The sequence below is a fragment of the Halorubrum distributum JCM 10118 genome (genome assembly GCF_000337335.1).
GTDB lineage: Archaea > Halobacteriota > Halobacteria > Halobacteriales > Haloferacaceae > Halorubrum > Halorubrum distributum.
Map to the genome: position 1 here is coordinate 156,117 of NZ_AOJN01000049.1, position 24,433 is coordinate 180,549.

General features: G+C 68.5%; 22 protein-coding genes and 1 tRNA gene. 12 read left to right on the top strand and 11 right to left on the bottom strand.

The window, feature by feature from the left end:
- Positions 1–58: 58 nt before the first annotated feature.
- From C466_RS09725 to C466_RS09750, 7 genes are all read left to right on the top strand, one after another.
- Complete coding sequence (locus C466_RS09725; protein ID WP_004596378.1) at positions 59–430, top strand: hypothetical protein; 372 nt, start codon at positions 59–61, stop codon at positions 428–430.
- Positions 430–660: a hypothetical protein gene (locus C466_RS16600; RefSeq protein WP_004596377.1), complete on the top strand. Its 231-nt coding sequence runs from the start codon at positions 430–432 to the stop codon at positions 658–660. The genes C466_RS09725 and C466_RS16600 overlap by 1 nt, the downstream gene beginning before the upstream one ends.
- Positions 657–2,513 carry a hypothetical protein gene (locus C466_RS09730; protein ID WP_004596375.1) on the top strand — a complete coding sequence of 619 codons (1,857 nt, stop codon included), beginning with the start codon at positions 657–659 and terminating at the stop codon, positions 2,511–2,513. Before C466_RS16600 ends, C466_RS09730 begins: the two co-directional genes overlap by 4 nt.
- Positions 2,506–3,276 (top strand): hypothetical protein, encoded by a 771-nt coding sequence (locus tag C466_RS09735; protein ID WP_004596373.1) that lies wholly within the window; start codon positions 2,506–2,508, stop codon positions 3,274–3,276. The genes C466_RS09730 and C466_RS09735 overlap by 8 nt, the downstream gene beginning before the upstream one ends.
- Positions 3,273–4,643 (top strand): hypothetical protein, encoded by a 1,371-nt coding sequence (locus C466_RS09740; RefSeq protein ID WP_004599774.1) that lies wholly within the window; start codon positions 3,273–3,275, stop codon positions 4,641–4,643. Before C466_RS09735 ends, C466_RS09740 begins: the two co-directional genes overlap by 4 nt.
- 171 nt (positions 4,644–4,814) lie before the next feature.
- A complete protein-coding gene (locus C466_RS17340; protein WP_239641211.1) occupies positions 4,815–8,123 on the top strand; it encodes a hypothetical protein in 3,309 nt (1,102 codons plus the stop codon).
- Entirely contained in the window at positions 8,113–8,445 is a 333-nt protein-coding gene (locus C466_RS09750) for a hypothetical protein (RefSeq protein ID WP_239641212.1), read from the top strand. The genes C466_RS17340 and C466_RS09750 overlap by 11 nt, the downstream gene beginning before the upstream one ends.
- Positions 8,446–8,906: 461 nt before the next feature.
- Here the strand turns inward: C466_RS09750 and C466_RS09755 are convergent, their stop codons facing one another.
- The 8 genes from C466_RS09755 to C466_RS09780 form a co-directional block, all read right to left on the bottom strand.
- Positions 8,907–10,574, bottom strand: a complete 1,668-nt coding sequence (locus C466_RS09755; RefSeq protein ID WP_239641213.1) for a winged helix-turn-helix domain-containing protein — start codon at positions 10,572–10,574, stop codon at positions 8,907–8,909.
- Complete coding sequence (locus C466_RS16790; RefSeq protein WP_160163043.1) at positions 10,571–10,747, bottom strand: hypothetical protein; 177 nt, start codon at positions 10,745–10,747, stop codon at positions 10,571–10,573. The genes C466_RS09755 and C466_RS16790 overlap by 4 nt, the downstream gene beginning before the upstream one ends.
- Positions 10,744–10,962: a hypothetical protein gene (locus C466_RS09760; protein WP_004599776.1), complete on the bottom strand. Its 219-nt coding sequence runs from the start codon at positions 10,960–10,962 to the stop codon at positions 10,744–10,746. Before C466_RS09760 ends, C466_RS16790 begins: the two co-directional genes overlap by 4 nt.
- Positions 10,952–11,089, bottom strand: coding sequence for a hypothetical protein (locus tag C466_RS16795; RefSeq protein ID WP_160163042.1), 138 nt, complete (start codon positions 11,087–11,089; stop codon positions 10,952–10,954). The genes C466_RS09760 and C466_RS16795 overlap by 11 nt, the downstream gene beginning before the upstream one ends.
- Positions 11,086–11,301, bottom strand: coding sequence for a hypothetical protein (locus tag C466_RS09765; protein ID WP_004596360.1), 216 nt, complete (start codon positions 11,299–11,301; stop codon positions 11,086–11,088). Before C466_RS09765 ends, C466_RS16795 begins: the two co-directional genes overlap by 4 nt.
- Before the next feature lie 81 nt (positions 11,302–11,382).
- Positions 11,383–11,557, bottom strand: a tRNA-Trp gene (locus C466_RS09770).
- A gap of 138 nt (positions 11,558–11,695) precedes the next feature.
- On the bottom strand, positions 11,696–11,920 hold the full coding sequence (locus tag C466_RS09775) for a DUF5795 family protein (RefSeq protein ID WP_004596358.1): 225 nt from the start codon (positions 11,918–11,920) through the stop codon (positions 11,696–11,698).
- Between the two features lie 108 nt (positions 11,921–12,028).
- The gene (locus tag C466_RS09780; RefSeq protein WP_004596356.1) at positions 12,029–13,045 is read right to left on the bottom strand and encodes a DUF5794 domain-containing protein; all 1,017 of its coding nucleotides are present in this window, start codon (positions 13,043–13,045) and stop codon (positions 12,029–12,031) included.
- Between the two features lie 523 nt (positions 13,046–13,568).
- Here C466_RS09780 and guaB point away from each other — a divergent pair.
- The 3 genes from guaB (at position 13,569) to C466_RS09795 (ending at position 17,895) form a co-directional block, all read left to right on the top strand.
- Complete coding sequence (gene guaB / locus C466_RS09785) at positions 13,569–15,056, top strand: IMP dehydrogenase (RefSeq protein ID WP_004596354.1); 1,488 nt, start codon at positions 13,569–13,571, stop codon at positions 15,054–15,056.
- Between the two features lie 180 nt (positions 15,057–15,236).
- A complete protein-coding gene (locus C466_RS09790; protein WP_004599777.1) occupies positions 15,237–15,824 on the top strand; it encodes a HalX domain-containing protein in 588 nt (195 codons plus the stop codon).
- 70 nt (positions 15,825–15,894) lie between these two features.
- Positions 15,895–17,895, top strand: a complete 2,001-nt coding sequence (locus tag C466_RS09795; RefSeq protein ID WP_004596349.1) for a DEAD/DEAH box helicase — start codon at positions 15,895–15,897, stop codon at positions 17,893–17,895.
- 53 nt (positions 17,896–17,948) lie between these two features.
- Here the strand turns inward: C466_RS09795 and C466_RS09800 are convergent, their stop codons facing one another.
- Complete coding sequence (locus tag C466_RS09800) at positions 17,949–19,010, bottom strand: phytoene/squalene synthase family protein (RefSeq protein WP_004596347.1); 1,062 nt, start codon at positions 19,008–19,010, stop codon at positions 17,949–17,951.
- Between the two features lie 177 nt (positions 19,011–19,187).
- Here C466_RS09800 and C466_RS09805 point away from each other — a divergent pair, with 177 nt between their 5' ends.
- Positions 19,188–20,333 (top strand): acyl-CoA dehydrogenase family protein, encoded by a 1,146-nt coding sequence (locus C466_RS09805; RefSeq protein ID WP_004596345.1) that lies wholly within the window; start codon positions 19,188–19,190, stop codon positions 20,331–20,333.
- 18 nt (positions 20,334–20,351) lie between these two features.
- Here C466_RS09805 and C466_RS09810 read toward each other — a convergent pair whose 3' ends face one another.
- Together C466_RS09810 and C466_RS09815 are read right to left on the bottom strand one after the other, a co-directional pair.
- Positions 20,352–22,376, bottom strand: coding sequence for a PH domain-containing protein (locus C466_RS09810; protein ID WP_004596343.1), 2,025 nt, complete (start codon positions 22,374–22,376; stop codon positions 20,352–20,354).
- Entirely contained in the window at positions 22,373–22,837 is a 465-nt protein-coding gene (locus C466_RS09815; RefSeq protein ID WP_004596341.1) for a PH domain-containing protein, read from the bottom strand. The genes C466_RS09810 and C466_RS09815 overlap by 4 nt, the downstream gene beginning before the upstream one ends.
- A gap of 171 nt (positions 22,838–23,008) precedes the next feature.
- Here C466_RS09815 and C466_RS09820 point away from each other — a divergent pair, with 171 nt between their 5' ends.
- Positions 23,009–24,298, top strand: coding sequence for a Glu/Leu/Phe/Val family dehydrogenase (locus tag C466_RS09820; protein WP_004596339.1), 1,290 nt, complete (start codon positions 23,009–23,011; stop codon positions 24,296–24,298).
- The last annotated feature ends 135 nt before the right edge of the window (positions 24,299–24,433 follow it).

Genomic DNA, 24,433 nt, shown 5'->3' on the forward strand with positions numbered 1-24,433 from the left:
AACGCACACACAGCGGACGATCTGAGTGGAATCGGACACGAACGAACGGAGGTGAACAATGTCGGCGGTGACGCTGGCGCTGGGCGTGCTCGCGGTGGGCGCGCTGGTCTACGTGGTCGGCGTCGAGCGAAGTCGTGACGCGGCTGCACGGGCCGGCTCGGCGGCCTCGTCGGGCGCCGGGGCGGCGTCGCGAGCGGTGTCGACGAGCGCGGCGGCTGGCGTCGCGGGGCTGGGTGTCGGCCTGCAGTTCGGAGACGACCTGATCACTGCGGTCCTTTCCGATCCGGGGTTCGCGTTGGCGGCGGTGACGGGGATCTTCGGCTCGCTCGGGACCGGGGGCTACCTCGGCGACCTGTCGGGGCTGCAGTTCCTGCTGATCGGCGTCGTCGTCTTCGCCGTCGGCTACGCGGCGTTCGGAGGTGAGGAGTAGTGTCGTTCTACTTCCCTGATATCCCGGAAACAACCGGTGGATGGTCTCTCGCAGTTGCTGGTGGACTCATAGGGTTAGTCGTCTTCACGTTCCAGCACTGGTTCGATGCGCCATTCAACGGTCTTGCGATGGTCGTCGGTGCGGCGCTGACTGTGTTCGCGTTCACGGATGCCTACCTGATCGCGGACACTCTCGACGACCGAGAGCGGGCGACGGAGGCGAGTCGATGAGCCGCGGCGCCGCGGTCGTCGCGGTAAGCCTCGCGGTCCTCTGTGTGCTCTCCGCGCTCGGGGCGGCGATGCCCGCTATGGCGGCTGGGGTGCCGGCACAAGTCGAGGGCGGAAGCGGTGAGTTCGACGCGCCCGGACCGTTCGAGATCTCGGAGCTGCGGACGGGTGGGAACCAGCCGGCGGCAGCGCCGCCGTCGGTGCGGTACGTGGGCGACGGCTCGCAGCCCGGAGGAGCGATAGCGCTCCGGCACGTCCCGGCCGGGCCGCTGGAGAACCAGCCGATATTCTTGGAGCGAGGGAAGACACTGAACACCGACGAGGTCGAGCTTTACTCGACGGTGTTCGGCGGGTCGGCGACCGGCGAGTACGAGGCGGTGATCGTCTACTGGTCGGCGGAGTCCCGGACGGTGAACGGGACCACGGTCGAGTACGCAGCCGATCAGGAGGTGCAGCGGGCGACGGTCGACGTCGAGCCGGGGTACGCGTCGGCGCCGATCGCGTTGAACTCGCACTACAACGAGTCGGTGCAAGCGACCATGTGGCTCGAGCGTGACGGTCAGGTCGTCGACGGGGCTCGCTGGCGGTTCACCCACGCGTCGGCGCCAGCGAGCCAGCAGGTACAGATCGAGACGCAGGCTGATGCATGGTGGTACGTGTTCCGGACGGCGATCCTGCCGGGCGTGGCGTCGATCGTGGTCGGGCTGTCGGCGGCGAGAGCGACGCTGAAGCGAGCGGGCCGCGGACCGGGGTACTCACTCGGCACGTACGGGTTCCTGACCGGCGTCGGCGTGCTGCTGGCGATCGCCGGGCTCTACTACGAGCTCGCGGTCGTGGTACAGCACGTCGACATCCTGTTCGGCCTGTCGTTGCTCCCGATCGCGTACGGTGGCGGGCTCCGGATACGTGACCCGACGGAGAACATCGCCTTTGAGCGGAAGGAGCTGACCGAGGCGCTGAACCTGCGCCGCGGTCAGACGCACAAGGAGGCGGACCCGGATGCGGTGCCGGACGGGGGTGCGGAGTCGTCGGCGTCTACGAGCGACCGGATATCGCTCGACGAGGACGGCTACTACGACGAGCTCTTCGAGGACCTGTCGCTCCTCAAGACCATACGGGCGCCGGACGGGAACGGCCGGCTGGTCCCGAGAAAGGGGTTCCGGCCGTTCTTTGCCCGGCTGTTCTCGAGCGCGGCGCGGCTCGATCTCACCGATCTTCGGACGCGGGTGAGTGTGAACGGGTCGGCGAGTCAGAAGGTGTACGTCGACCCGGAGAGCGACCACGCGGTCGACCTCAAGCCCGCGCACCTCCGGCGGCGGATGCCGGTGTGGCATCGGCTCCCGGAGCCGGCTGACGGAGAGAGCCTGTCGCCGGTGACGAGAGGGCTCTACGGGTTGCTCACAGTCGGCGCGCTGGCGTTGCCTCTCATCGGGTGGCAGGCAGGGGCCGCTGTGGCGAACACGCCCGTCGTCGGCGCTGCGGTCGGCGTGGTACTCCTCGCGGTGGAGAGCTACGAGGCGGTCGACGGGTCGATCGACTTCGACCCGGCGCCGCGCCACGACGTCACCGCGGACGCGTCTCTAACGGTCATGCAGTCGGAGCACTCGGACGCGAAGACGCTCGAGGAGTACGAGGAGATCGTCTGGCAGGAGCGGACGTCGACGGCGCTCGAAGCCCGCGAGGTCGACTCGCGGCGCGACGCGAGCATGATCCGGCGGCTCCTCGAGGACGAGGTGAACATGGACCTCGGCGCGACCGGCGTCGACGAGAACGCCGGCTCCGAGCTTGAGGACCGGCCCGTCGACGAGTCGGACCGTCGCGCCGGCCGGCGCGACACGGAGGAGGACGATGTCTAAGAGCGACGACAGCGGTCAGACGCGAACGACCCGTCCCGCGCTCGACGTCCTCGACCGCGACCAGGACCGGCTCTTGTACGCGGGCGACACGCGTCGGAATCCGGCGGTCGAACCGCTCGCGGACGGCTTCTCGACGTACTGGTCGGCGCTAACATGGTACCAAGCGGCGGGGATCCGCACGCTCGGACACGTCGAGCGGGTGATCGAGCCGAAAGAGATCATGCCGCTGTCGACGATCCTCGAGTACCTGTTCGCGACCGACGACTCACCGGAGGGGCGCTACGTCCGGATGCGGACGGTCGAGGAACTAAACGATGCGTGCGACCTCGCGTACAAGCAGTTCCGAGAGCGCGCGAACGAGCGGGTCGAGAACGAGGAGGGCGACAGCTGGAAAGACGTCGACCCGGACTCGGAGCGGAACCCGTTGATGCGCCCGGCGTTCCGCCGGCTCGACCGGAGCCAGGCGGGGGCGCTCATCGCGCTATGGGACGGCTTCGAGGACCGGCGGGCGGTCGGGCGCTGGGTCCGGTCGCTGGCGGCGCCGACGAACGGCGAGACGCCGGACGGGTTCCTGAACGAGATCGTGTCGTCGCCGCCACTCCTCGAGGCGCTCCTGGATAGGGAGTCACGAGACGCGAAGATGACGCGGTACCGGTTCGCGGTCGGCGCGCTCCTGCCACCGTTCCTGTCGGCCGCGCGGACGCTGAACGGCGGCGAGCGGACGGATAGCAGCGGGAAGACACACGAAGCGTGGAACTCATGAGCAAATCATTCAGCAGTCGACAGAAGGAACAGCGCGGCGAGGAGTCGGTGATCGAACGGCTCCACGAGGACTTCGCGCCGTGGGAGAAGTCGCGGCAGGCGCGGTATCACGCCGGCTCGAAGTCGTGGGGACGGCTCGCTCAGTACCACAACGACGGCGAGCGGATCTACAAGGACTTCGAGGACGCGGCGGGGAACAGCCTCAAGCCGTTTCACAAGAAGCTCGAGAGCCTGTCGCGGACGGCACGCCTGAACGGGATGGAGAACGCGCACCCGGTGTACCGGTACCCGAGCTCGTACCTCGACGCGATCATTCACGTCGACGACGCGGAGATGTGGGCGCTCGAGGAGGGGCGGCTCGACGACGACATCATCGCGGAGCAGCCGGCGCCGCGCCGGAAGGTGCTCGAGTGGCTCGCGAAGCCGGAGAACGAGCACGTCCTCGCGGCGATGGGCGACGGCGGGACCGACATCTGGGCGCACTCGAAGCCGGGCGGCGGGAAGACGTCGTTCGCGAACGTCGTCGGCGGGATCCGGATGCCGGAGATCAACAACGAGACGCTGCTGTGGATGCTGACGCTCGACGAGCTCGAGTGTCTCCCGCTCGCGCCGTACATGACCGTCGCGGTGCCGGCGGGGATCGACTACGAGGTCCACGCGAAGCCGCGGAACCCGACGCTGCCGACGACGGAGATCTCGCTGACCGACGTGTTCCGCGACACGATCACGTACAAGAACCCGCGAGACCTCATGACGAAGATCGTCCCGGGCGGGCTCTACGCGGTGCTGCCGGACCCGCTGTTCCGAGGCTGCGAAAAGCAGACGATGGCGACGTACACGCCGGCCCGAGAGGCGGAGAAGCCGGCGGAGGTAACGCCGCTCCGTGACGTTAATTTCGCGTTCATGGACACGAGAGCGAAGGACGACGAGTTCCTCCACCCGACGACGATGGTCCTCGACGAGTTCTCGGACCTGGTCCCGCTGAACCCGGAGGCTGACGAGAACGACCAGAACCGGAAGGTGAAGGGCTACCCGGTCAGCCAAGGGAAGGGACGGAAAAAGAACCTCTCGACGATCCCGCTGTCCCACAGCGTCGCCCGCGTCGACGAGGGGGTTCGGGAGAAGACACGGTGGTTCGTGACGATGCCGAAGCCCCCGCCGCCGTCACCGTCGCTGTCGGGGATCGGGAACGTACCGATCGACAAACACTACGTGAACCGGTTCGCGGACCGGACGGGTCGGGCGGTGATCTGGCGCGACCAGAACTACACGCCGGTCGAGTGGCCAAACCCATACCGGAACTACCGGTTCCGGGGCGAGATCTCGGTGCGATACCCGCGCCGGGAGGAGGCGCTGGATGCGTTGTAGAGCTAGTCAGACCCCGGTATCTGGCTGTTTTGACGGCTACAAACGCCGATATTCGGCGTCGAAACAAACCGGTCCTGCCGAGATCGACCGGTACGCGACTGCTCGCGACCGCGCACAGAGAGGCCCACACGCGCGCGTATCTAAGAGGAGGGGAGGGGGAGGGGGTGAACCATGACTGACGAGACACCAACCGACACCAACGACGAGGAGGAACAGAACCGAGAGCTGATCGCGTGGCTGAAGACGACGCTGGTCGCGCTCGTGGCGCGAGTCCGGTCGGCGGTCGCACAGTCGGTCGAGGAAATCGAGCCGCAGCTCCGCGGGACGCTCGAGCGGCTACACATACCGGCGGGCGCGGTGAAACCGCTCGCACTCGCGGCCGTGCTAGTCGTGGCCGCGGTCGCGATGCCCGCGGCGCCGTTCGCGGGCGATGCGACGAACAACTCCACGGAGGAGGCTGTCTCAGGGACTACTTACGACCCGGTCGACGGGAACGACCTGCGGGACGTGGTGTCGAATAGTCTAGGCGCTGCGACGAGTTCGGCACCGCCAGCACCGAGTGACGTGCGAACGAGCGCGGGCTCACAAACGATGAGCGTGCAAACGGACGTCGTCGACGGTGATCCGGCGATCGTCCTCGAGGACGACCGAACCCACGACGGACGCTGGGTCGCGATCGAGACGGCGTGGTTCCAGGAGCACGTGGGCGAGGTGCCGCAGGTGGCTCGCGTAAAACACGAGAGTAACGGCACGTACTCGACGCCGATCGAGGCGCGCGGCGAACAGGCCGCGTTCTACGTTGAGGAGTTCTCGACGAACACGGTCACGTTCGACGGCGTGCTCTCGGTCTCGGGTGGTCCGGCTGTCGACGGCGACACGATCAGCTACGAGGCGCCGAACGGTGGTTCCGACCTATCGATCGATCTGACGGGCGTCGAGAACACGGCACCGGACTCGGCATCCATGAGTGCGTCGGGATCAGGCACTCTCCCGATCTCCGTCGACGGCAACACGGCTCCCCGCAACGAGAGCGTCACTATTACCGGAGTGAGAGAGACGACCGCAAAATCGACAAGTGACACGTTCACAAGTTCTGGGACGCTTGCCGTCGACACGGGTAACGTCCCCGCTGACAATATTCAACTGTCGGTTGCTGGTGGCGCTAACACCGCCTCAAAGTCTGTTGGTGAGTGGATCTATGACAACGAATACTCGGAGAGCGAGCGAACAAGCGAGACGACCGTTTCAACAGACAGTATAGATACAATTGAGCAAGTGTATATTAACACATATGTTAATCTCGCGGGTCTCGATGATTCTAACATGGAGGTGTATATCGACGGTGAGAAGCAAGGATCCTATACGGTCATAGATGGTGAAAAAGAGAGTATAACGATAGATATTGGCTCTGTTCCTGTAGATAATGATGTGACTGTCAAGTTTTATAACCCGGATTATGGCACGATCAAAATCCAAAGCTACGAGCTGCGGGGGATGTCGCCGGGGACGGTCACGGCGTCGACAGATACGGGGGACTCAGAATCACTCAGTATGGGGGAATCGACCTCGATCCCGCTCAAAAGTAACACCAACGGAGTGACAATTGACGGGATAAGCGGAGGGACTGTTGACGCGTCGCTATCTTATGATAAGGTCATCCAGACACAGAACCCGTCCGTTAGTGTCGGTGGATCGACCGTCTCCGAGTCGGGTGTCATGTCTCCCGGAGATACAAAGACTGGACAGGTGGACCTCTCGACAGGCGCGCAGTCGGCTGACGTATCGGCGTCCGGTCCGGTCGACGTGTCGGCGTCGTGGACAGAGGTGAGCGAGACGCGCGATCCCGTCGTGGAATATAACGGTCAGACGGCGAGCTACTCCGGAACGCTATCGGACGGCGAGACCACCTCGCTTCCGGTGAACGACTCGTGGATCAACGAGGGGACGAACGACCTCTCTGTGTCGCTGCCGTCGGTGTCGAGCGGACCGGTCCCACAGGTGGGCGTCGACGTGACCCACGATGTCTCCGAGAGCCGGACGATCGACTACTCCGCCGAGGCGTTCTCGGAGCGGTACACGACCTCGAAGACGTGGAGCGAGAACACGTCGAACGCGACGCTAAGCGTCCCGTGGGCCTCGTCGAGCGTCGTCTCCGTCCGGGATATTTCGGTGACCTACGAGGACTCGACGGGAGCGACACCGAGTCCGCGGCCGAACCCTACGCACCGCCTCGAAAACGGGTCGGTCGTCGTAGAACTCGGAGACGTGAAAGCTGGATGGACTACCGAGATCTCGGCGGCCGGCTCGAAAGTGCAAGTCGACGGCGCCGACCTCGAGGTCATCAACGCGACGGCAGCTGGCGAGGACCTCGACAGCCGGATCCGACTGAACAGCCCGTCGGACGACGTGTACCTCCGCGTCGGAGAGACCGAACAGGGACAGCAGCTCCACTACCTCGCGAACGCCTCGTGGAGCAACGAGGAAGCGTCGCAGATCAGCGCGGACGGGACGAACGAGATTCGCATCCCGAACGCGCCGGACAACGGCGAGGCACAACTCCGGACGCTTCCGCTCGCGTTCGACGTCGAGACGGGAGCGATCGACGTGGACATTCCGGACGGCCGGCTGAACGAGGGAGAGCCGGTCTACCGTGTCTCGTCGGCTGGCAGTACGGGAGACAGCTACCACGTGACGTTCACCGAGGCGAAGGACGGACAGCCGTACGTCCTCTGGTCGGAGACGCGCGAGATCGTCCTCGACGAGGGCATGGCGTCGAGCCCGCTCACGCTCTCGGCGGAGGACTCCGAGGAGACGCAGGTGATCCAGTTCCGCGAGGACGACGGCACCGTGACGAGTTCCGACGGTGGCGTCGGCGGAGCGATCGCAGGGGCGGCGCCGATGGTGACGACGTCGTCGCCGTTTAGCGGGCTGGGTGGCTTCCTCCCGGGCCCGAGCGTGTTCATCATCGGTCTCGCCGGCCTCGTCGGACTAACGTTCGTGGCACGGCGGACGCAGCTCTTCGACGAGGGCACAGCCTCGGACGCGGTCGCGGACTCGGCAGCGAGTGTAGGCGAGCGCGCCGGTGGGCTTCTGGGCCGCGCGCTGTCAAACGAACTCGTGCTCGCGGGCCTGACGCTCGCGGGTGGCGTGTGGTTGCTCACGTCGGGCGCGTTCACCGAGACGGAGCGGCTGATCATTTCCCTCGGGAGCGTCCCGGTCGCGATGTTCTTGGTCCTACAGCAGTTCGACCAGTTCGACCTCCGGGTGTGGGCTGGCTCGACCGCGGTGGTCGCGGTGCTCGGGATCCAGGCACTCGCGCCGGAGGTGTTCACGACGATCGCCGAGGAGGCGGGGATCGTGATCGTGGCCGGTGCGCTGATCCTCGGGTGGCGAGCGCTGTCGGCGTGGCGCGCGGAGGCGTCGACGCCGGAGACGGTCAACCGGCTGCGGATCTCGACGGAGGACGACGATGACACCTGACGTGCCGCTGTTCATCGGGGAGTTCCTCTCGGAGTACTTCCGCGAGTCGGTGGTGCTCGCGATCCTCGCGGGTGTCGTGCTGCTGCGGTTCCGTCGATACCGCGCGGTGGCGGGAGCCGGCGCGGCGGCGGCGGGGTCAGCGGCGACGGTCGCGGTCGCGGTGGTCGTGACGCTCATCGCGATCGTGGCACTCGGCTACTGGGAGCCGCCGGTCGAAGAGATCATCGCGGACGGGAGCGCTGCGGCTCGCGGTGTCTACGAGTTCATCCTACAGCCTATCGTCGACATCGGCGCGAAGGCTCTCCGTACAGGGACGTCGTAAGGCCACCTGACAACCTTCTTTCTCGGGGTACCTCTCACGGCTATACCGCGCTCTCACGGCCGAGAGGGCGTCCTACGACTGTTCTGTAGGTTCCACGTGCTGTGTGGTGCGGTGCGGTAGGCCGGAGCCGTTCTGGCTCCGGCCGTTATTGTCTTCCCCCTTAGGGGCTACACCCGTAGGGTCCCCTGCTAACCTACCCACGCACCGCAGACGCTCTACTGGCTGTTCTCGCGACGCTCGACACCACGAGAGACACGATCCGCGGATAGGAGTTAACAACCATTATGTTTTAAAATCCACTCTGTTCGCGGGCGTAACTGCGGAAGCGGAATGATCGACGCCGATCGAGCCGCCTGGTCGTCGACGTCGAGGGACAAGAGGCGCGGATCGAGGCCTCAGAACGCGCGAAAGAACAGAGCCGAAGCTACCGACCGCGGCGAACCGAGGCGCGTCGAGCGCCGTTACTCGACCCAGTCTCGCCGATCGGTCCGAACGCGGACCTCGTCACCTTCCAGGTACTCCTTCTCGAGCGCTGTCGCCAGCTGGTGCGGCTCGAGCGTGAGGTCCTGGAAGTACGCCCACTCCGAACGACGTCCGCGATCTCCGTCGCCGGCGTCGTCCTGGTCGTCGCTGTCCTCCTGGTCGTCGTCACCGACCGCGGTCGGGTCCTCGCGCTCCTCGCGGCGCTCGCGTCGAGCCTCCGCGCGGTCCATCATGTCGTCGACCTGGTCGTCCGGGTAGATCCGCCGAAGGATCTCCTCGGCCTCGTCGAGGACGGCGAGGCTCGGGAACACGACCAGCACGGGGTTCCCGACCTTCTCCGCGATCCCGACGTCGACGAGCCGGGACACGTGGTACCGTATCGTCGAGCGGGCGAGCCCGGTCCGCTCCTCGAGCGTGTCGTAGGACGCGCCCGACTCGGTCGCGACCACGCGGAGGATGTCGTACACGGCCTGCGTGTTCGCTTTCAGCGCCTCGCGGTGGATCTCCGTCCCGACGGCCTCGTAGCGCTCCCGGAGCTGTTCACGACGGCCGCCCGGGTGCTTGTACCGGTACTCCGGGCTCGCCGGTCCCGCCTGATAGTCGTCGGCGATCAGCTCGTCGCGACCGACCCCGGCCCACTCTAGGTGCGCCGAGACGACCGACCGCAGCACCGACATGACCTCGTCCCACTCGTCGACATGCGGGAGCGCTCCGTCGCCGTCGACGCCGGCGAACGACGCCTCGAGCTTCGGGTGGTGCGCCGGGTCCTCGCGCGGGAACTCCGCCCACCCCGCGGCCTGGTAGCACTTGAGTTCGATGTCGTAGGACGTCCGCTCGAACCCGAGGAGGTGCCAGCGGTCGGCGTCGAGGAGCGCCTCCAGGTAACCCTCGCGCTGTCGGCGCTGGTGCGCCTCGATCTCGGACTGACCGCCGTAGGCGATCAGCTCCCGAGTCTGATCCAGGACCTCGACGACCTGCCGCTTCCATCCGATGTCGAACCGGTGGTGTGCCTCGGCTTTAGTGAGCCGACGCGAGTCGGCGTTCCGGTCCGCGAGGAGGCGACCGCGGTCGACGTCCAGGACGACCTCGAGGAGGTCGAGCATCCGCCCCTCGACCTCGGCGGCCGTGTCGGCCCACGTCGTCGAACACCGCACGAGCGAGCCCTCGTCGTACTGGAGCGTGAGCGGCTCGCCGTCCTTGTAGTTGAGATCCTCGAACTGCGGGATCACACGGAGCGAACACGCCTTCCCGGTCTTGTAGAGGTCCCCGTCCTCGTCGCGCTCGCGGAGCGTGAGGTCGTACTTGTAGTACGCCGAGTAGTCGTCGCCCGAGCCGGTACCGGCCTTCCAGCGCGACGAGGTGAGCTTCACGACCCACTCTCGCCCGGGCGTCGGCGCGTCGAGCCACGACAGCTCCCGGTGATCGACCTCGGCGGCGATCCCCGGCTCCTCGTCGCGATCTCCGACGAGGTCGTACCACAGCTGGTGAACGGCCGAGTAGAGCGCGAGGTCGCGACCCGCGTCGTTGAAGACGGCTTGAACGGCGGCTCCGTGCGCGGCCGGCTGCGGTGCGACGCGGTCCTCGATCCGCGGGTCCGGGAGCGTGCCGATCCCGGCCTCCGGAGTGGTCGGCGTGTCGATGCTCACGTCGACCCACCCCGGCACTTGTAGCAGACGACGTCTTCGCCGGATGTCTTCCCCCCGCACTCGGGACACTCGTAGTCGCCCTTGTCGAGGTCGACGCCGTCGAACTTTTGCTCGACCGCGCACATCTGACAGACGCCGCTCCGGCGCTGCGTGGGGTGTGGGCACCCCGTCATCGGCCACCTCCCGCGTCGGCCTCGACGAGCTCGAGGACGTTCCACCAAGTGACTCTCTGGCAGGAGTGACACACGTGTTGGAACGAGCCGCTGGAGCGGTCACCGACGATCTCGGCGGTCCGCTTCTCCGAGGTCTTTCCGCACCCCGTACAGCGCGCCGAGAGCAGCGGGCCGACGTGGCCCACGCCGGGCGCGGTGGCCCGTTCACTCGACATCTTCCGCCTCCTCAGTCTCGTCGTCCTCCCGGTCATCTGCCAGTTCGTCGGGGAGGTTCCCGTTCTCCTCCGCGAGCCGGAGTTGTTCCGCGAGCGAACTCGCGTGACCGGGGTCGTCGTCGCTCACGCTGACGCACCCCCGTCTGAGCCCTCGTCGGGACGGTAACGCCGGCCTTCGGAGGTGCCGATCTTGAAATCGTCGGGACGATGCGGGCAGCCGACCAGGTGGCCGTACTCGAGGTCGCCGTTGATGCTGCGGGTACACCGCGCGCCGCAGGTGTCGCAGAAGAACTCGCGGTCCTTCTCGGCGGTGAAGCTCCCGGAGTAGCCGAGGCTCACGCGCCGACACCTCCGGCTACGGACGTGTTTTTCCTCGAATACCTATTACTAAGAAGTGATACGTTAGAGTGAAGACCGCTATGGGGCCGGAGGGATTTGAACCCCCGATCGACTGATATCTCCGGTGCGCCTCGGAACTCCAGAGGGTCGTCAACACGACCGATGATCAGTCGGCCGCTCGGTATATCAGTCTGGAGTGTCGTCCCGGGCGCAAGCCTCTGGAGTCAGTCGCCATGCCTGGCTTGGCCACAGCCCCGCGTGATCTCGCATCAGACCGTTGCCGAAACGCGGATAAAGGGGTTTCGATCGAGGGCGTTCGGGGGACGGCGACGCGCTCCCGGTCCCGCGAATATCGGTCCGCGCCGGCGGCGTGCGGAACGGACGGAGACCGGCGCTACTCCCGGTCGTCGGCGCTCCAGTCGCAGTCCTGGCACTTGTAGCCGGTGACGAACTCGGTCACGCTCGGCATGTACCCGACCGAGATGACGTCGCCGCCGCACTCCGGGCAGTCGCGGTCGGCGTCCGTGATCGACTCGGCCTCCAGCACCGACTCACCTTCGACCAGCTCTGCGAGCTTCTCGGGCGTCACCATCCGCCCCTGAACGACGCGGTTCGACATACCTGCCGTTCGGGGTCGAGTACCTAAACCCCGGCGACACGCGCGGGACGCGGACCGCCGACCGACGCGCGTCGAACGCGCCGGGGCCCGCGGTCGATTATCCCGGAACTACAGCCACGGCGCGCGGGAGTCGTCGTCCGTGAACGGGTCCGGGTCGTCGTCGGTCTCGCGCCCCTCGCCGCCGTTCGCGAGGACTGCGACGTCGTCGTCGACGATGGGGGAGGGCCCCTCTGGCGGCGCGTCGAGCGGGGGATCGCTCGGCGACTCCGCGGGCTCTTCGCCGCCGTCGGTCGGGTCCGCGTCCGACGCGTCCGCCTCGTCGACCGACTCGCCGTCGTCCGGCGCGTCGTCACCGGGCGCGTCACCGTCGGCGGCGCCCGCCACGCCGTCCGAGTTCGGGTCGTACGCGAACAGGGTCGTCACGGCGAGCACCGCGAGCGCGATGGGCGCGTCCGTCTGCATCAAGTCGAACGGGCCGAGCAGGATCGGCAGCGCGAGCACGCCCAGCGCGACCGCGGAACCGAACCGGAACCGGTCGATGTCGACGCGACCGCGGAGGTGCGGCGACAGCAGCGCGATCGACAGCGCGAACCCGACGCCCACGGCGGCGGCCGCGGTCCCGTTGACCACGTACTCGGTCGAGGTCCGCAGCGCGAACCCCGACGGATCGAAGCTCGCGACGAGCCCGAGCCCGATGATCACGCCCGGGCTCGGCAGGTACTCGCCGACCTCCGAGCTGGCGGTCTTGGCGGCGACGGTCAGGATGACGAGCCCGGCGAACCGCTCGAAGACGGGGAGATCGAGGAGTCCTTGGAGCGTCGGCGCGAGTGCGGCCTCGACGGCGGCGATCGGGATGATCACCGCGCCGATCAGCAGGATCGAGGCCGCCATCTCCCGGCGGGAGCCGTCCATCTCCGCGAGGATCACCGCGGCGGTCGCGGAGCCGCCGAAGATGAGGATGCCGGTCTCGACGACGCCCGTCGCGGAACCGAGGACGCCGGCGACAACGAGTGCGGGGAAGATGCCGTCGACGAGCGGCAGGGCCATGACGGTCGCGAGCAGCTTCGTCGCGCTCCCGACCTGCTGTTCGAGCCGCAGGGCGACCGGGTGACGTGACGTGCTCATTTAGGGACGATAGCCCTGACCGGCGGGGTGGCGGTGGGACGCGTGCGACTCGCGATGGTCCGGGGACCGGCACGCGGAGTCCACGCCGCGGGGGGTCCGACGAGCCCATGTAAAGGGTTTGCGCGGATTGCCGGCTGTAAAGCGGACGCCGAGGTCGGCGTTCGGCTGGCCGGCGATGCGCGCGTTCACGGGACTGTCGGAGTCCATACCAGATATACGTGTTTCGGTCGCGTTAAAGGTTGTGTGAGACGTGTCCGCACGACACGAAGGATCGACGACGAACTCCGGACTTCGACGACGATACGTCGACGCTTTCCGATCTTCTCCGATCATCTCTCGGCTTTCGGGTTCTCTCCCTCGGCTACCGGGGTCGGATGGCGGGCTCCGACCGAGGGCGCTCGCGCGAGCGGGCTTGAGCAGATAAAAACCCACGATTGTGTATACAATACGAGTTCGGATGTGATCAACCACCACGTCCGTGCCGTCTCGCAACGCTTTTCATCGGCCGTTCATGACGGATTATATGGCGACAGATTCTGGCCGATTCTCAGCGAAGCTCGAGGTTCCGGAAGCGCTGACGTTCGACGACGTGCTGCTCCGCCCCAAGGAGAGTCGGGTCGAGCCCGACGACGCCGACCTGAGCACGCGGGTGTCGAGGAACGTCGAGCTCACCGTCCCCGTGCTGTCGGCGGCGATGGACACCGTCACCGAGAGCGACCTCGCGATCGCGATGGCCCGCGAAGGCGGCCTCGGCGTCCTCCACCGCAACATGACCGTCGAGGAGACGGCCGCCGAGGTCGAGCGCGTCAAGCGCGCCCACGAGCTCGTCATCCGCCGCGAGAACGTCGTCACCGTCTCGCCGGACGACACCGTCAGCGAGGCGGACGCCGTGATGGAGCGACAGGGCGTCTCCGGCGCCCCCGTCGTCGACGAGGGCGACGCCGTCCTCGGTATCATCTCCGGTACCGACATCCGCCCGTACCTCGAGGTCGGCGAGGACGACGCCGTCCGCGAGGCGATGACCGACGAGGTCATCACCGCCACGGAGGACGTCGAGGCGCGCGCGGCGCTCGAACTGATGTACGACCACAAGATCGAGCGCGTCCCCATCGTGGACGGCGACGAGCGGCTCGTCGGACTGGTGACGATGCAGGGGATCCTCCAGCGCCGCGAGCACGAGGAGGCCGCCCGCGACGACCGCGGCCGGCTGCTGGCCGGGGTCGCCGTCGGCCCCTTCGAGGAGGAGCGCGCCGTCGCCGCCGACGAGGCCGGCGTCGACGTCATCTTCATCGACTGCGCGCACGCCCACAACCTCAACGTGCTCGACTCCGCGGAGGCGATCAAAGCGACCGTTGACGCCGACGTCGTCGTCGGTAACGTGGGGACGCGCGAGGCCGCAGAGGCCGCCGTCGACTTCGCCGACGGGCTGAAGGTCGGCATCGGCCCGGGCTCGATCTGTACGACGCGGGTCGTCAGCGGCGCCGGGATGCCCCAGATGACCGCCGTCGCGGAGGTCGCCGACGTCGCCGCCGAGCACGGCGTGCCCGTGATCGCCGACGGCGGGATCCGGTACTCCGGCGACGCGATCAAGGCGCTCGCGGCCGGCGCGGACGCGGTGATGCTCGGCTCGTACTTCGCCGGCACGGACGAGGCCCCCGGCCGCGTCATCACGATGCAGGGGAAGAAGTACAAGCAGTACCGCGGCATGGGCTCGGTCGGAGCCATGAAGTCCGGCGGCGGCGACCGCTACCTCAAGGAGGAGCAGGAGGACGAGGAGTTCGTCCCCGAGGGCGTCGAGGCGGCGACCCCGTACAAGGGGAGCCTCGCGTCGGAGCTCCACCAGCTCACCGGCGGGATGCGCTCCGGGATGGGATACGTCGGCGCGGAGACCGTCCCCGACCTCCACGAGCGCGCGGAGTTCGTGCGCGTCTCCTCGGCGGGGCAGAGCGAGAGCCACCCGCACGACGTGATGATCACGGACGAGGCGCCGAACTACAGCCCGGACGAGTAGCACGGACGGATACCCCAGACGAGTAACCCGGACGAGTAACTCGAACGGCCGGTTCGGGCGGCCGCGATCGGACCCGACCCCCACGGCGCGACCGATCCCGCTGCGCGTCGAAGAGGTATTTTAATATAGCCAGCGGCGAGACGAAACGTGTGAGCGAACACCCCCTCGCTCCCGTCATCCATGAGTGAGCAACCGCCGCTGGTCCTCGTGGTCGAGGACGAACCCGACTTGGCCGACCTGTACGCCGCTTGGCTCGGCGACGAGTACCGCGTCCGAACCGCGTACGGCGGCCGCGAGGCGCTCGACCAGCTCGACGAGGCCGACGACGAGGTCGACGCGATACTCCTCGACCGTCGGATGCCCGGCCTCTCCGGCGACGAGGTCCTCACCGCCGTCCGCGACCGCGGTATCGACTGTCGGGTCGCGATGGTCACCGCCGTCGAGCCCGACTTCGACATCCTGGAGATGGGGTTCGACGACTACCTCGTCAAGCCCGTCACGAGCGACACGCTTCGTGAGACGGTGGAAGGACTGTTGCGCCGCGGCGAGTACGATACGGAGGTCCAGGAGCTGTTCTCGCTGACCTCGAAGAAGGCGATGCTTGAGTCCGAGAAGAGCGCTAGCGACCTCGCGGACAACGAGGAGTACCAGCGGCTCACGGAGCGGATCGCCGAGCTCCGCGAGCGGGCCGACGAGTCGCGCGACGCGGTCGCGACCGACGACGAGGACTACGAGAAGCTCTTCCAAGACTTCGACACCGACGGGTAGCCCGCGACCGAACCGGGCGAGGGGAACGCCGCCGACTCTTTATCACCGATCGAGCCGAAGCCGTGTTTACATGCGCGTCCGGGACCTGCCGCTGTCTCAGCCCGTCGTCGACCACTTCGCCGAGCGCGGCGTGCGCGAGCTGTACCCGCCGCAGCGCGCGGCGGTCGAGGCGGGCGTCTGCGAGGGCGCCGACGTCGTCGCGGCCGTGCCGACCGCGTCGGGCAAGACGTTTATCGCCCAGATCGCGCTGCTGACGGCGGACGGCCCCGGGCTGTACGTCTGCCCGCTCCGCGCGCTCGCCCGCGAGAAGTACGAGACGTTCGCGGCGCTGCCCGGCGTCGACGTGGGCATCTCCACCGGCGACTTCGACGCCACGGGCGAGGCGCTCGCTGGCAACGACGTGGTGGTCGCCACGAGCGAGAAGGTCGACTCGGCGATCCGGAACGGCGCCTCGTGGGTCGACGAGCTCGCCTGCGTCGTCGTCGACGAGGTCCACCTGCTCGGCGCGAAGCGGCGCGGGCCGACGCTCGAAGTGACGCTGGCGACGCTCCGCCGCCGGAACCCAGAGCTTCAGACGGTGGCGCTGTCGGCGACCGTCGACAACCCCGACGCGATCGCGGACTGGCTCGACGCCGAACTCGTCGAGTCGGAGTGGCGACCGGTCGAACTCCGGACCGGCGTCGCGGTCGGCGGCGAAGTCGCGTTCGACGACGGAACGAGCCTCTCCGTCGACGTCGACTCCATCGCTGACGGAGCCGACGGCGAGGGAGACGAGGGAGGCGACGCAGGCGAGGTGGGCGACGCAGGCGACGCGAACGACCCCACCGAGGTCACGGCCGCGCTGGTCGCCGACGCGGTCGCCGACGGCGGGCAGTGCCTCGCGTTCGTCCGGTCCCGGCGCGAGGCGGTCGACCTCGCGGAGCGGCTCGCTGACGACGGCCTCGCCGCGGAGCTCGGGGTCGAGGACGCGGCCGCCGCGGCGGCCGAGGAGGCCACCGACGTGGACGGCACGCTCACCGGCCGACAGCTCGCGGACTGCCTGCGCGCGGGCGTCGCGTTCCACCACGCGGGGCTCCGCTCGGGCCACCGCGGGGTCGTCGAGTCGGCGTTCCGCGAGCGCGACGTGGCCTGTATCTGCGCCACCCCCACGCTGGCGGCCGGCATCAACGTGCCCGCCCGGCGGGTCGTCGTCCGCGACCAGCGCCGGTACGGCGAGGGCGGCATGTCGTGGATCCCGACGCTGGAGGTCCACCAGATGTGCGGCCGCGCCGGGCGCCCGGGGCTCGACCCGCACGGCGAGGCGGTCCTCGTCGCCGACGCGGACACGCGCGACGAGGTTCACGAGCGGTACGTCGAGGGCGAGCCCGAGGCCGTCGAGTCGCAGCTCGCCGACCCGGCCGCGCTGCGGACGCACGTCCTCGCGGCGGTCGCGACGGGGTTCGCGGCGACCGAGTCGGAGATCCTCGACGTGTTCGAGGGGACGTTCTACGCGCGGGAGACGGGCGCCGGTGGCCTCGCGGATGCGGTCGCCGTCGCGGTCGACGACCTCGTCGCGGCCGGGATGGTCGCCCGGGAGACGGGCGGCGTTGAGGACTACCGGCTCGTCGCGACGGCCGTCGGCGAGACGACCTCGAAGCAGTACGTCCGCCCCGAGACCGGCGAGCGGATCGTCGCCGGCCTCCGGGCGGCGGCCGACGTATCGGACGCGACGACGCTCACGGCCTTCGAGGTGATCTGCGATACGCCGGATATGCAAGACACCTACCTCGGGAACGCCGAGCGCGCCGACGTCTACCAGTTCGCCCGGACGAACGCCGCGCACCTCACCACGGACATGACGGAGCCGGACGACTTCGAGGGGTGGCTGGAGTCGGTGAAGACCGCGCGAATCCTCGACGAGTGGATCGGCGGCGCGACCGTCGAGGAGCTCGTCGAGCGGTATCGGATCGGTCCCGGTGACCTAGACTCGCGCGTGGAGCGCGCCGAGTGGCTGCTGAGCGCAGCCGAGGCGCTCGGGGAGACGATCGGCGTACGCGTCCCGGCGGTGTCGCGGGCGCGGTCGCGGCTGTGAGAAACGGGCGATGAGAAACGGGCGGTGCGGAACCGGCGACGACCGGCGGCGCTTCAGTCGGCCGATCCGACAGCGCGGTGGAACGGGGTCCGGGCGATGGTCTGCCGGAGCTCCGCGAGCGAGTCGCGCCCCACGTCGCTTGCGGCGGACATCACCGCGAACACCTCCTGTCTGGACACCTTCACGCCCGTCTCGGTGAGCGCGTCCTCCGGGCGGCTCCCGAGCTCGCGGAGGGTGCCGACCGCGAGCAGGTACGGGACGGTCCACGCCTCCATCGTGTTGCCGTTCGAGAGCGGCATCGTCTCGAGGTACGCCTGCGCGTCGTCGAGGAACGAGCGGGCGTAGTCGGCGGTGCGGTCGACGACGCGCGCGGACGACTCGCGGTTCTCGGGGTGGACGACGCGCTCCTGGTCGACCCCCTCGGCCTCCAGCCACTCGGCGGGGAGGTAGACGTTGTTCTCCTCGGTGTAGTCGTCGTAGACGTCCTTCGAGACGTTCACGAGCTGGAGGAGGAGTCCGAACTCCTCGGCGGTCTCCCGCAGGCGCTCCGCGCGCTCCTCGCCGATGTCCTCGCGGGTGAGCAGGTTCGTGATGAGGTTGCCGACGGTGCCGGCCGCGTAGTAGCAGTACTGCTCTAACTCCTCGCGGTCGTCGATGCGGAGCCCGCCCTCGGTGGCGTGGCGGTCGACGAACATCGCCATCCCGTCGACCATCTCCAGCACCGGCGGGACGATGGCCGCCTGGGCCTCCGGGTCGAGCTCCTCGAACGTCGCGGCGATGGTCGGCGCCTCGGCGACGACGGTCCAGTCGTCGTCGCGCTCGGCGGGCAGCCACTCGTCGACCGCCTCGCGGAACTGGCCGATGTCGGTCTCGTCGTCCGGGTCGATCGCCCGCCGGTAGGTCCGCAACACGTCGCTCTGGGCGTCCGGCGGGATGTGCCCGGCGTCCTCGACCGTGTCGGCGACGCGGCAGAGGAGGTAGCCGACGCAGATCTGCGAGGCCATCGGTTCCTCTAACACGTCGACCGTCAGCGCGAAGGTCCGCGAGACCCCCTGGACCGCCTCGTGACACCACGCGAGGTCGGCCTCGCCGGGGGCGTGTTCTCGTCCGCTCATTCAGTTGCCAGTGTTTACGGCACAACGCATAAAAAGCCTCGTGGAACGGCGGTCGGGCGTCGTTCCTCGGCCGAGCCGCCGAAATCGCACGACGAAGCGCCCGTCCCCTCCGACGAACCGTCGGCCCGTGTACAACCGTGTGAAAACGGCTAAGTCCGCCCGGCCGAACGCCACGGCATGGAGTTCACGCTCACCGAAGAGCAGCGTCAGATCCGCGACACGGTCGCGGAGTTCGTCGACGAAGAGGTCGTCCCCCGCGCGGCCGAGATAGACGAGACCGACGAGTTCCCCGCGGACCTCGTCGAGGAGATGGCCGACCTCGGCCTCATGGGCATGCCGTTCCCGGTCGAGTACGAGGGCGCCGGGCTCGACTACCACAGCTACGCGATCGGGCTCGAGGAGATCTCCCGCGGCTCGGGCGGGCTCGGCACCGTCGTCGCGGCCCACACCTCCTTGGCCGGTAACATGCTGTACGAGTTCGGGGACGAGGCCCAGAAGGAGGAGTACCTCACCGCCCTGAACACCGCCGAGGACATCGGCGCGTTCGCGCTCTCGGAGGCCGAGGCGGGCTCCGACGTGCCCGCCATGTCGACCACGGCCGAGCGCGACGGCGACGGGTACCTCGTCAACGGCGGGAAGCTCTGGATCTCGAACGGCTCCGTCGCGGACACGGTCACGTTGTTCGCGAAGACCGACCCCGACGCCGGACGGAAGGGCATCTCGTCGTTCGTCGTGCGCCCGGAGGAGGACGACGGGTTCATCGTCGAGGGGACGGAGGACAAGCTCGGCGACAAGGGGTGTCCGACCGCCGAGCTCCGGTTCGACGACATGTGGATCCCGGAGGAGCGCCGGCTCGGCGAGGAGGGCGAGGGGTTCGTCCACGCGCTGAAGACGCTCAACGGCGGCCGGATCACCATCGCGGCCCGGTCGGTCGGGATCGCGCGCGCCGCGCTCGACGAGGCGAAGGACTACGCCCAGCAGCGCGAGCAGTTCGACCGCCCGATCTCGGACTTCCAGGCCATCCAGCACAAGCTCGCGGACATGGACACGAAGGCGCGCGCCGCGGAGCTGCTGATGCACGAGGCCGCCGACCTGAAGATGCGCGACGAGGACTACATCAAGGAGGCCGCGCAGGCGAAGCTGTACGCCTCCGAGATCGCCCGCGAGGTCGCCAACGAGGGGATCCAGATCCACGGCGGCTACGGCTACACCAAGGACTTCCCCGCCGAGCGCTTCTACCGCGACGCGAAGCTCTCGGAGATCTACGAAGGCACGAGCGAGGTCCTGCGCAACACGATCGCTCAGCAGCTGCTCGACGAGTAGCGCCGCCCGCCGCGACGGTCAGGGTCGCGAACTGGGGTCGCCGTTCTCGGGGCCACCGCCGGCGTCGTCAGCGTCCGCCCGTTCGTCCTCGTTGCGGTCGCCGTTGGTTCCGTTTCCGTCGCCGTCGTCTTCTGTCTCGTCTGCGTCGCCTGCTTCGTCGGCCCGGGGTCCGTGCGCCACGTCGGCATCCGACGGGTTCTGGTCGACCGCGTACCCGCCCGTGTCGATCCGCTCCGCGGGCTCCGAGTAGTCGCGGTCGCTCGGCGAGAAGTCCGGACGGACGACGCCGTCGTCGGGTATCTCTGGCTCTTCGTCTGGGGGTTCCTCCGTCGTCGCGCCGTCGGCTTCCGCGTCGACGACCGCGTCCTCGACGGGACCGTCGCTGCCGGTCTGGTCGCCTCCGGTCCGTTCGTCGCCTTCGACGCTCCCTTTCGCTCCGGTCCGTTCGTCGCCTTCGACGCTCCCTTTCGCTCCGGTCCGCTCATCGCGTTCGACGCCCTCGGCGGCTCCGACGCTCCCGTCTCCCTCCGCGTCGTCGTCGATCCACTCGAAGGAGTCTGTCCCTTCGCTCCGCCGCTCCGCGACGGCGGTCGCGAGGCGCTCCGTGAGCGTCTCCTTTAACGCCTCGGCCTCGCCGACCTCGAAGTCGACGGCCGCGGCGTCGCTGCCGGTCAGCGAACTGGTCCCCGCCGTGTCGGCGACGATCGTCGCGACGCCCCACCGGCGCTGGAACACGGTGCGGCTGTCGATCACGTTCTGGATCCGGTAGTACGGGACGACGGCGACCGTCCGGCTCCAGAACCCGTTCCGCGTGAGCAGGTGGTCCTCGCCGACCCAGTAGCCGCGGTGCTTCCACTTCAGGTGCGCCGCGGGCGGCACGGCGAGGAGGAGCGCGGCGACGCCGTACCACGGGAGCGACGGCGAGACGTACCAGTCCACGCCGTACGCGACGGCCGTGAGCACACCGACGATCATCGCGTACCGGATGACGTACCGCCACCGGATCCGCTTGGGCGGCCGGTTGAAATCCGGCGACCCGAACGACTCGATCTCGTGTGCGAGCCGGTAGACGCGGTCGGTCGCGGCGATCGGCACGGCGGACTGGTTGCCGGACTCCGACCCCTGACCGGGGGCGTACCCCGCGGTCTCGATCGAGAGGCTCGCGTAGCCGAGCGCTCGCTTAGCGGGGTTGTCGGTGATCCGCAGCGCCTGGACCTTCTCGGTCGGGATCGACCCGCTGTACCGGCGGAACAGCCCGCGCTCGTAGCGCAGTTCGTCGCCGGCCCGCGAGAGCCGGAACCCGTAGTAGTTCGAGAAGGCGACGCCCGCGCCGATGAGCCACGACGCGATGAACAGCGCCGCGACGCCGACGAACGCCGTCGCGGTGAGCGCGGCGGCCGACGTCTCCGGCAGGAAGCTCGACAGCACCGGGAACGACCCGGAGCTCAGGAAGGCGAGGAGGCCGATCAGGCGCCCGTCGAACGACAGCGCCCCGACCAGCGCCAGCTCGCCGGGCGAGATGGCGAACAGCTCCTCCTCGTCGGGCGCGAACGCGTCGTCGCGGCCGCCCCCGACCGCGTCCGTCGCCGTCCCGTCGCCGGCGTCCTCGGCCCGCGCGCTCGCCGACTTCCGTCGCTGGACCTCGCGCTGGAGCCGCGTCGCCTCCGCGGGCGTGACGAAGCGGATCGACCCCTCCGTGCTGGAGCCGCCGGCGGTCTCCAGATCGACCGCGGCGACGCCGATCGCGCGCTGGAGCACGCCGCGGCTCACGTCGACGTTCTGGATCCGCCGGTACGGGATCTCGCGCTCGCGCCGGGAGATGACGCCGGAGGAGATGTCGAGCGTGTCCTCCGTGAGGACGTACTCGAACCGGCGGTAGTACGCGACCTCGTAGGCGAGCATCACGAGGAGGATCGCGGCCCCGCCGCCGACCGCGAGCGGGAGGCCGAACCCGCCGCTGTTCACGATCACGAACAGCGCGACGGCGGTCCCGGCCGCCTTCTGGAGCGCGCGGTACGGGACCGACTGCGGCGCTAACTTCACACCGCGTCCTCCCCGTCGGCGCGGATCGCCAACCGCTTCAGCTCCTCGCGGAGGTCGCTCGCGCCGTCCGGTGTCAGCCCGGGGATCCGCACGTCCGCGCCGCGCGACCCGGCGGTGTACACCACGCAGGAGGCGAGGCCGACGGTCCGCTCGATCGGGCCGCGGCGGGAGTCGACGTGCTGGATCCGCACCAGCGGTACCGTCGTCCGGACCTGCGTGATCACGCCGCGGTCGAGGTAGATCGCGTCCTCGCGGATCTCGTAGCTCCAGCGGCGGTAGCGGAGCAGCGCGTGCGCGACGGTGAGCGTCAGGACGACGGCCCCGACGGCGACCGGCGCCCACCGCGGGAGGTATTCGAGGTACGCGCCGCCGACGAACGGCGCGGTGACGAGCGCCGAGAGCAGCACCGCGCGGAGGACCCACACGACCTGAACTCGGGGGTGAAGCGTCTGTGTCGTCATCGGCGGTCCCCCGTCGCATGTCCGTGTGTCATGGCCGGCGATTGACGGCCCCGACGTATAAGTCCGGCCGGAAACGGCCGGAGAAAACGGCCGAAAGATCGTGTGAGATATTCTCTTCCGGAGGCGATACTTGCCGAAACCGATATGCCGCGCGGCGGAGTCGTTCCGGCCATGGCCGACGATCCGTTCGAGAACATGCTCGCCCAGATGGACCGCGCCGAGGAGTACGCAGACGTGGACCACGGGGTGTTCGAGCGGCTCAAACACCCGGAGCGCACGCTGAAGGTGACGCTCCCGGTCAGGCTGGAGTCCGGCGAGGTCGAGGTGTTCGAGGGGTACCGCTGTCAGTTCGACAGCGCCCGCGGCCCGTTCAAGGGCGGCGTCCGATTCCACCCCTCGGTCACCCAGCGCGAGGTCGAGGCGCTCGCCGGGTGGATGACCTGGAAGACGGCCCTGGTCGACCTCCCCTACGGCGGCGCGAAGGGCGGCGTGATCTGCGAGCCGAAGGAGCTCACCGACCAGGACCTCGAACGGCTCACGCGGCGGTACACCGAGGGGATCCGTCGGATGATCGGTCCCGAGACCGACGTGCCGGCGCCCGACATGAACACGAACCCGCAGACGATGGCGTGGATGATGGACACCTACTCGATGTACGAGGGCCACTCCATCCCGCAGGTCGTCACGGGCAAACCGCTGGAGATCGGCGGGACGCCCGGCCGCGTGGAAGCCACGGGCCGCGGCGTCTCGCTCGTCACCGAGCGCCTCTTCGAGTACCTCGACCGCGACCTCTCCGACGCGTCCGTCGCGATCCAGGGGTTCGGGAACGTCGGCTCGAACGCGGCCCGGCTCCTCGACGAGTCCGGCGCCAGCGTGGTCGCCACCTCCGACGTGTCGGGCGCGGCGTACGACCCGGACGGCCTCGACGTGGCGGCGCTCGGCGCGCACGTCGACGCCGGCGGGCTGATCGAGGAGTACGTCGCGGGCGAGTACCGGGGGAACGCGGACGGCTCCAGCTGGGACGACCCGGACGCGATCACCAACGCGGAGCTTCTGACCCTCGACGTCGACGTGCTCATCCCCGCCGCCGTCGAGGGCGTGATCACCGCCGACAACGTCGACGACCTCCGGGCGTCGGCCATCGTCGAGGCCGCGAACGGACCCACGACGGTCGCCGCCGACAAGGCGCTCACCGAGCGGGACATCCAGGTCGTGCCGGACATCCTCGCGAACGCGGGCGGCGTCATCGTCTCGTACCTCGAGTGGGTGCAGAACGCACAGGAGTTCTCGTGGCCGCTGGAGACGGTCAACGCCGAACTGGAGCGCCGCATCGGCACCGCGTTCGACGAGACCATCGAGCAGTACGACACGAAGGGCCTTCCCGACCTCCGGACCGCCGCGTACACGCTCGCCTTAGAGCGCACGGCGACGGCCCACGAGTACCGCGGGCTCTTCCCGTAGACGGCGGGCGATAGCGGGACGGTTGCGCGGTTATTTATAAGTAGAACTTCGGTGTCGTTGCCAGATATTTATAAGTGACAGCTGAATCGGTGGCGAACACCGCCAAAGCCCCAGCCGCTCGGTTATAAATCGTTG

Bases quoted from the DNA above. Each gene is read 5' to 3' on its own strand.
- C466_RS09725 (WP_004596378.1), top strand. From the start codon at position 59: ATGTCGGCGGTGACGCTGGCGCTGGGCGTGCTCGCGGTGGGCGCGCTG.
- C466_RS09730 (WP_004596375.1), top strand. From the start codon at position 657: ATGAGCCGCGGCGCCGCGGTCGTCGCGGTAAGCCTCGCGGTCCTCTGT.
- C466_RS09735 (WP_004596373.1), top strand. From the start codon at position 2,506: ATGTCTAAGAGCGACGACAGCGGTCAGACGCGAACGACCCGTCCCGCG.
- C466_RS09740 (WP_004599774.1), top strand. From the start codon at position 3,273: ATGAGCAAATCATTCAGCAGTCGACAGAAGGAACAGCGCGGCGAGGAG.
- C466_RS17340 (WP_239641211.1), top strand. From the start codon at position 4,815: ATGACTGACGAGACACCAACCGACACCAACGACGAGGAGGAACAGAAC.
- C466_RS09750 (WP_239641212.1), top strand. From the start codon at position 8,113: ATGACACCTGACGTGCCGCTGTTCATCGGGGAGTTCCTCTCGGAGTAC.
- C466_RS16790 (WP_160163043.1), bottom strand. From the start codon at position 10,747: ATGACGGGGTGCCCACACCCCACGCAGCGCCGGAGCGGCGTCTGTCAG.
- C466_RS09760 (WP_004599776.1), bottom strand. From the start codon at position 10,962: ATGTCGAGTGAACGGGCCACCGCGCCCGGCGTGGGCCACGTCGGCCCG.
- C466_RS09775 (WP_004596358.1), bottom strand. From the start codon at position 11,920: ATGTCGAACCGCGTCGTTCAGGGGCGGATGGTGACGCCCGAGAAGCTC.
- C466_RS09780 (WP_004596356.1), bottom strand. From the start codon at position 13,045: ATGAGCACGTCACGTCACCCGGTCGCCCTGCGGCTCGAACAGCAGGTC.
- guaB (WP_004596354.1), top strand. From the start codon at position 13,569: ATGGCGACAGATTCTGGCCGATTCTCAGCGAAGCTCGAGGTTCCGGAA.
- C466_RS09790 (WP_004599777.1), top strand. From the start codon at position 15,237: ATGAGTGAGCAACCGCCGCTGGTCCTCGTGGTCGAGGACGAACCCGAC.
- C466_RS09795 (WP_004596349.1), top strand. From the start codon at position 15,895: ATGCGCGTCCGGGACCTGCCGCTGTCTCAGCCCGTCGTCGACCACTTC.
- C466_RS09800 (WP_004596347.1), bottom strand. From the start codon at position 19,010: ATGAGCGGACGAGAACACGCCCCCGGCGAGGCCGACCTCGCGTGGTGT.
- C466_RS09805 (WP_004596345.1), top strand. From the start codon at position 19,188: ATGGAGTTCACGCTCACCGAAGAGCAGCGTCAGATCCGCGACACGGTC.
- C466_RS09815 (WP_004596341.1), bottom strand. From the start codon at position 22,837: ATGACGACACAGACGCTTCACCCCCGAGTTCAGGTCGTGTGGGTCCTC.
- C466_RS09820 (WP_004596339.1), top strand. From the start codon at position 23,009: ATGGCCGACGATCCGTTCGAGAACATGCTCGCCCAGATGGACCGCGCC.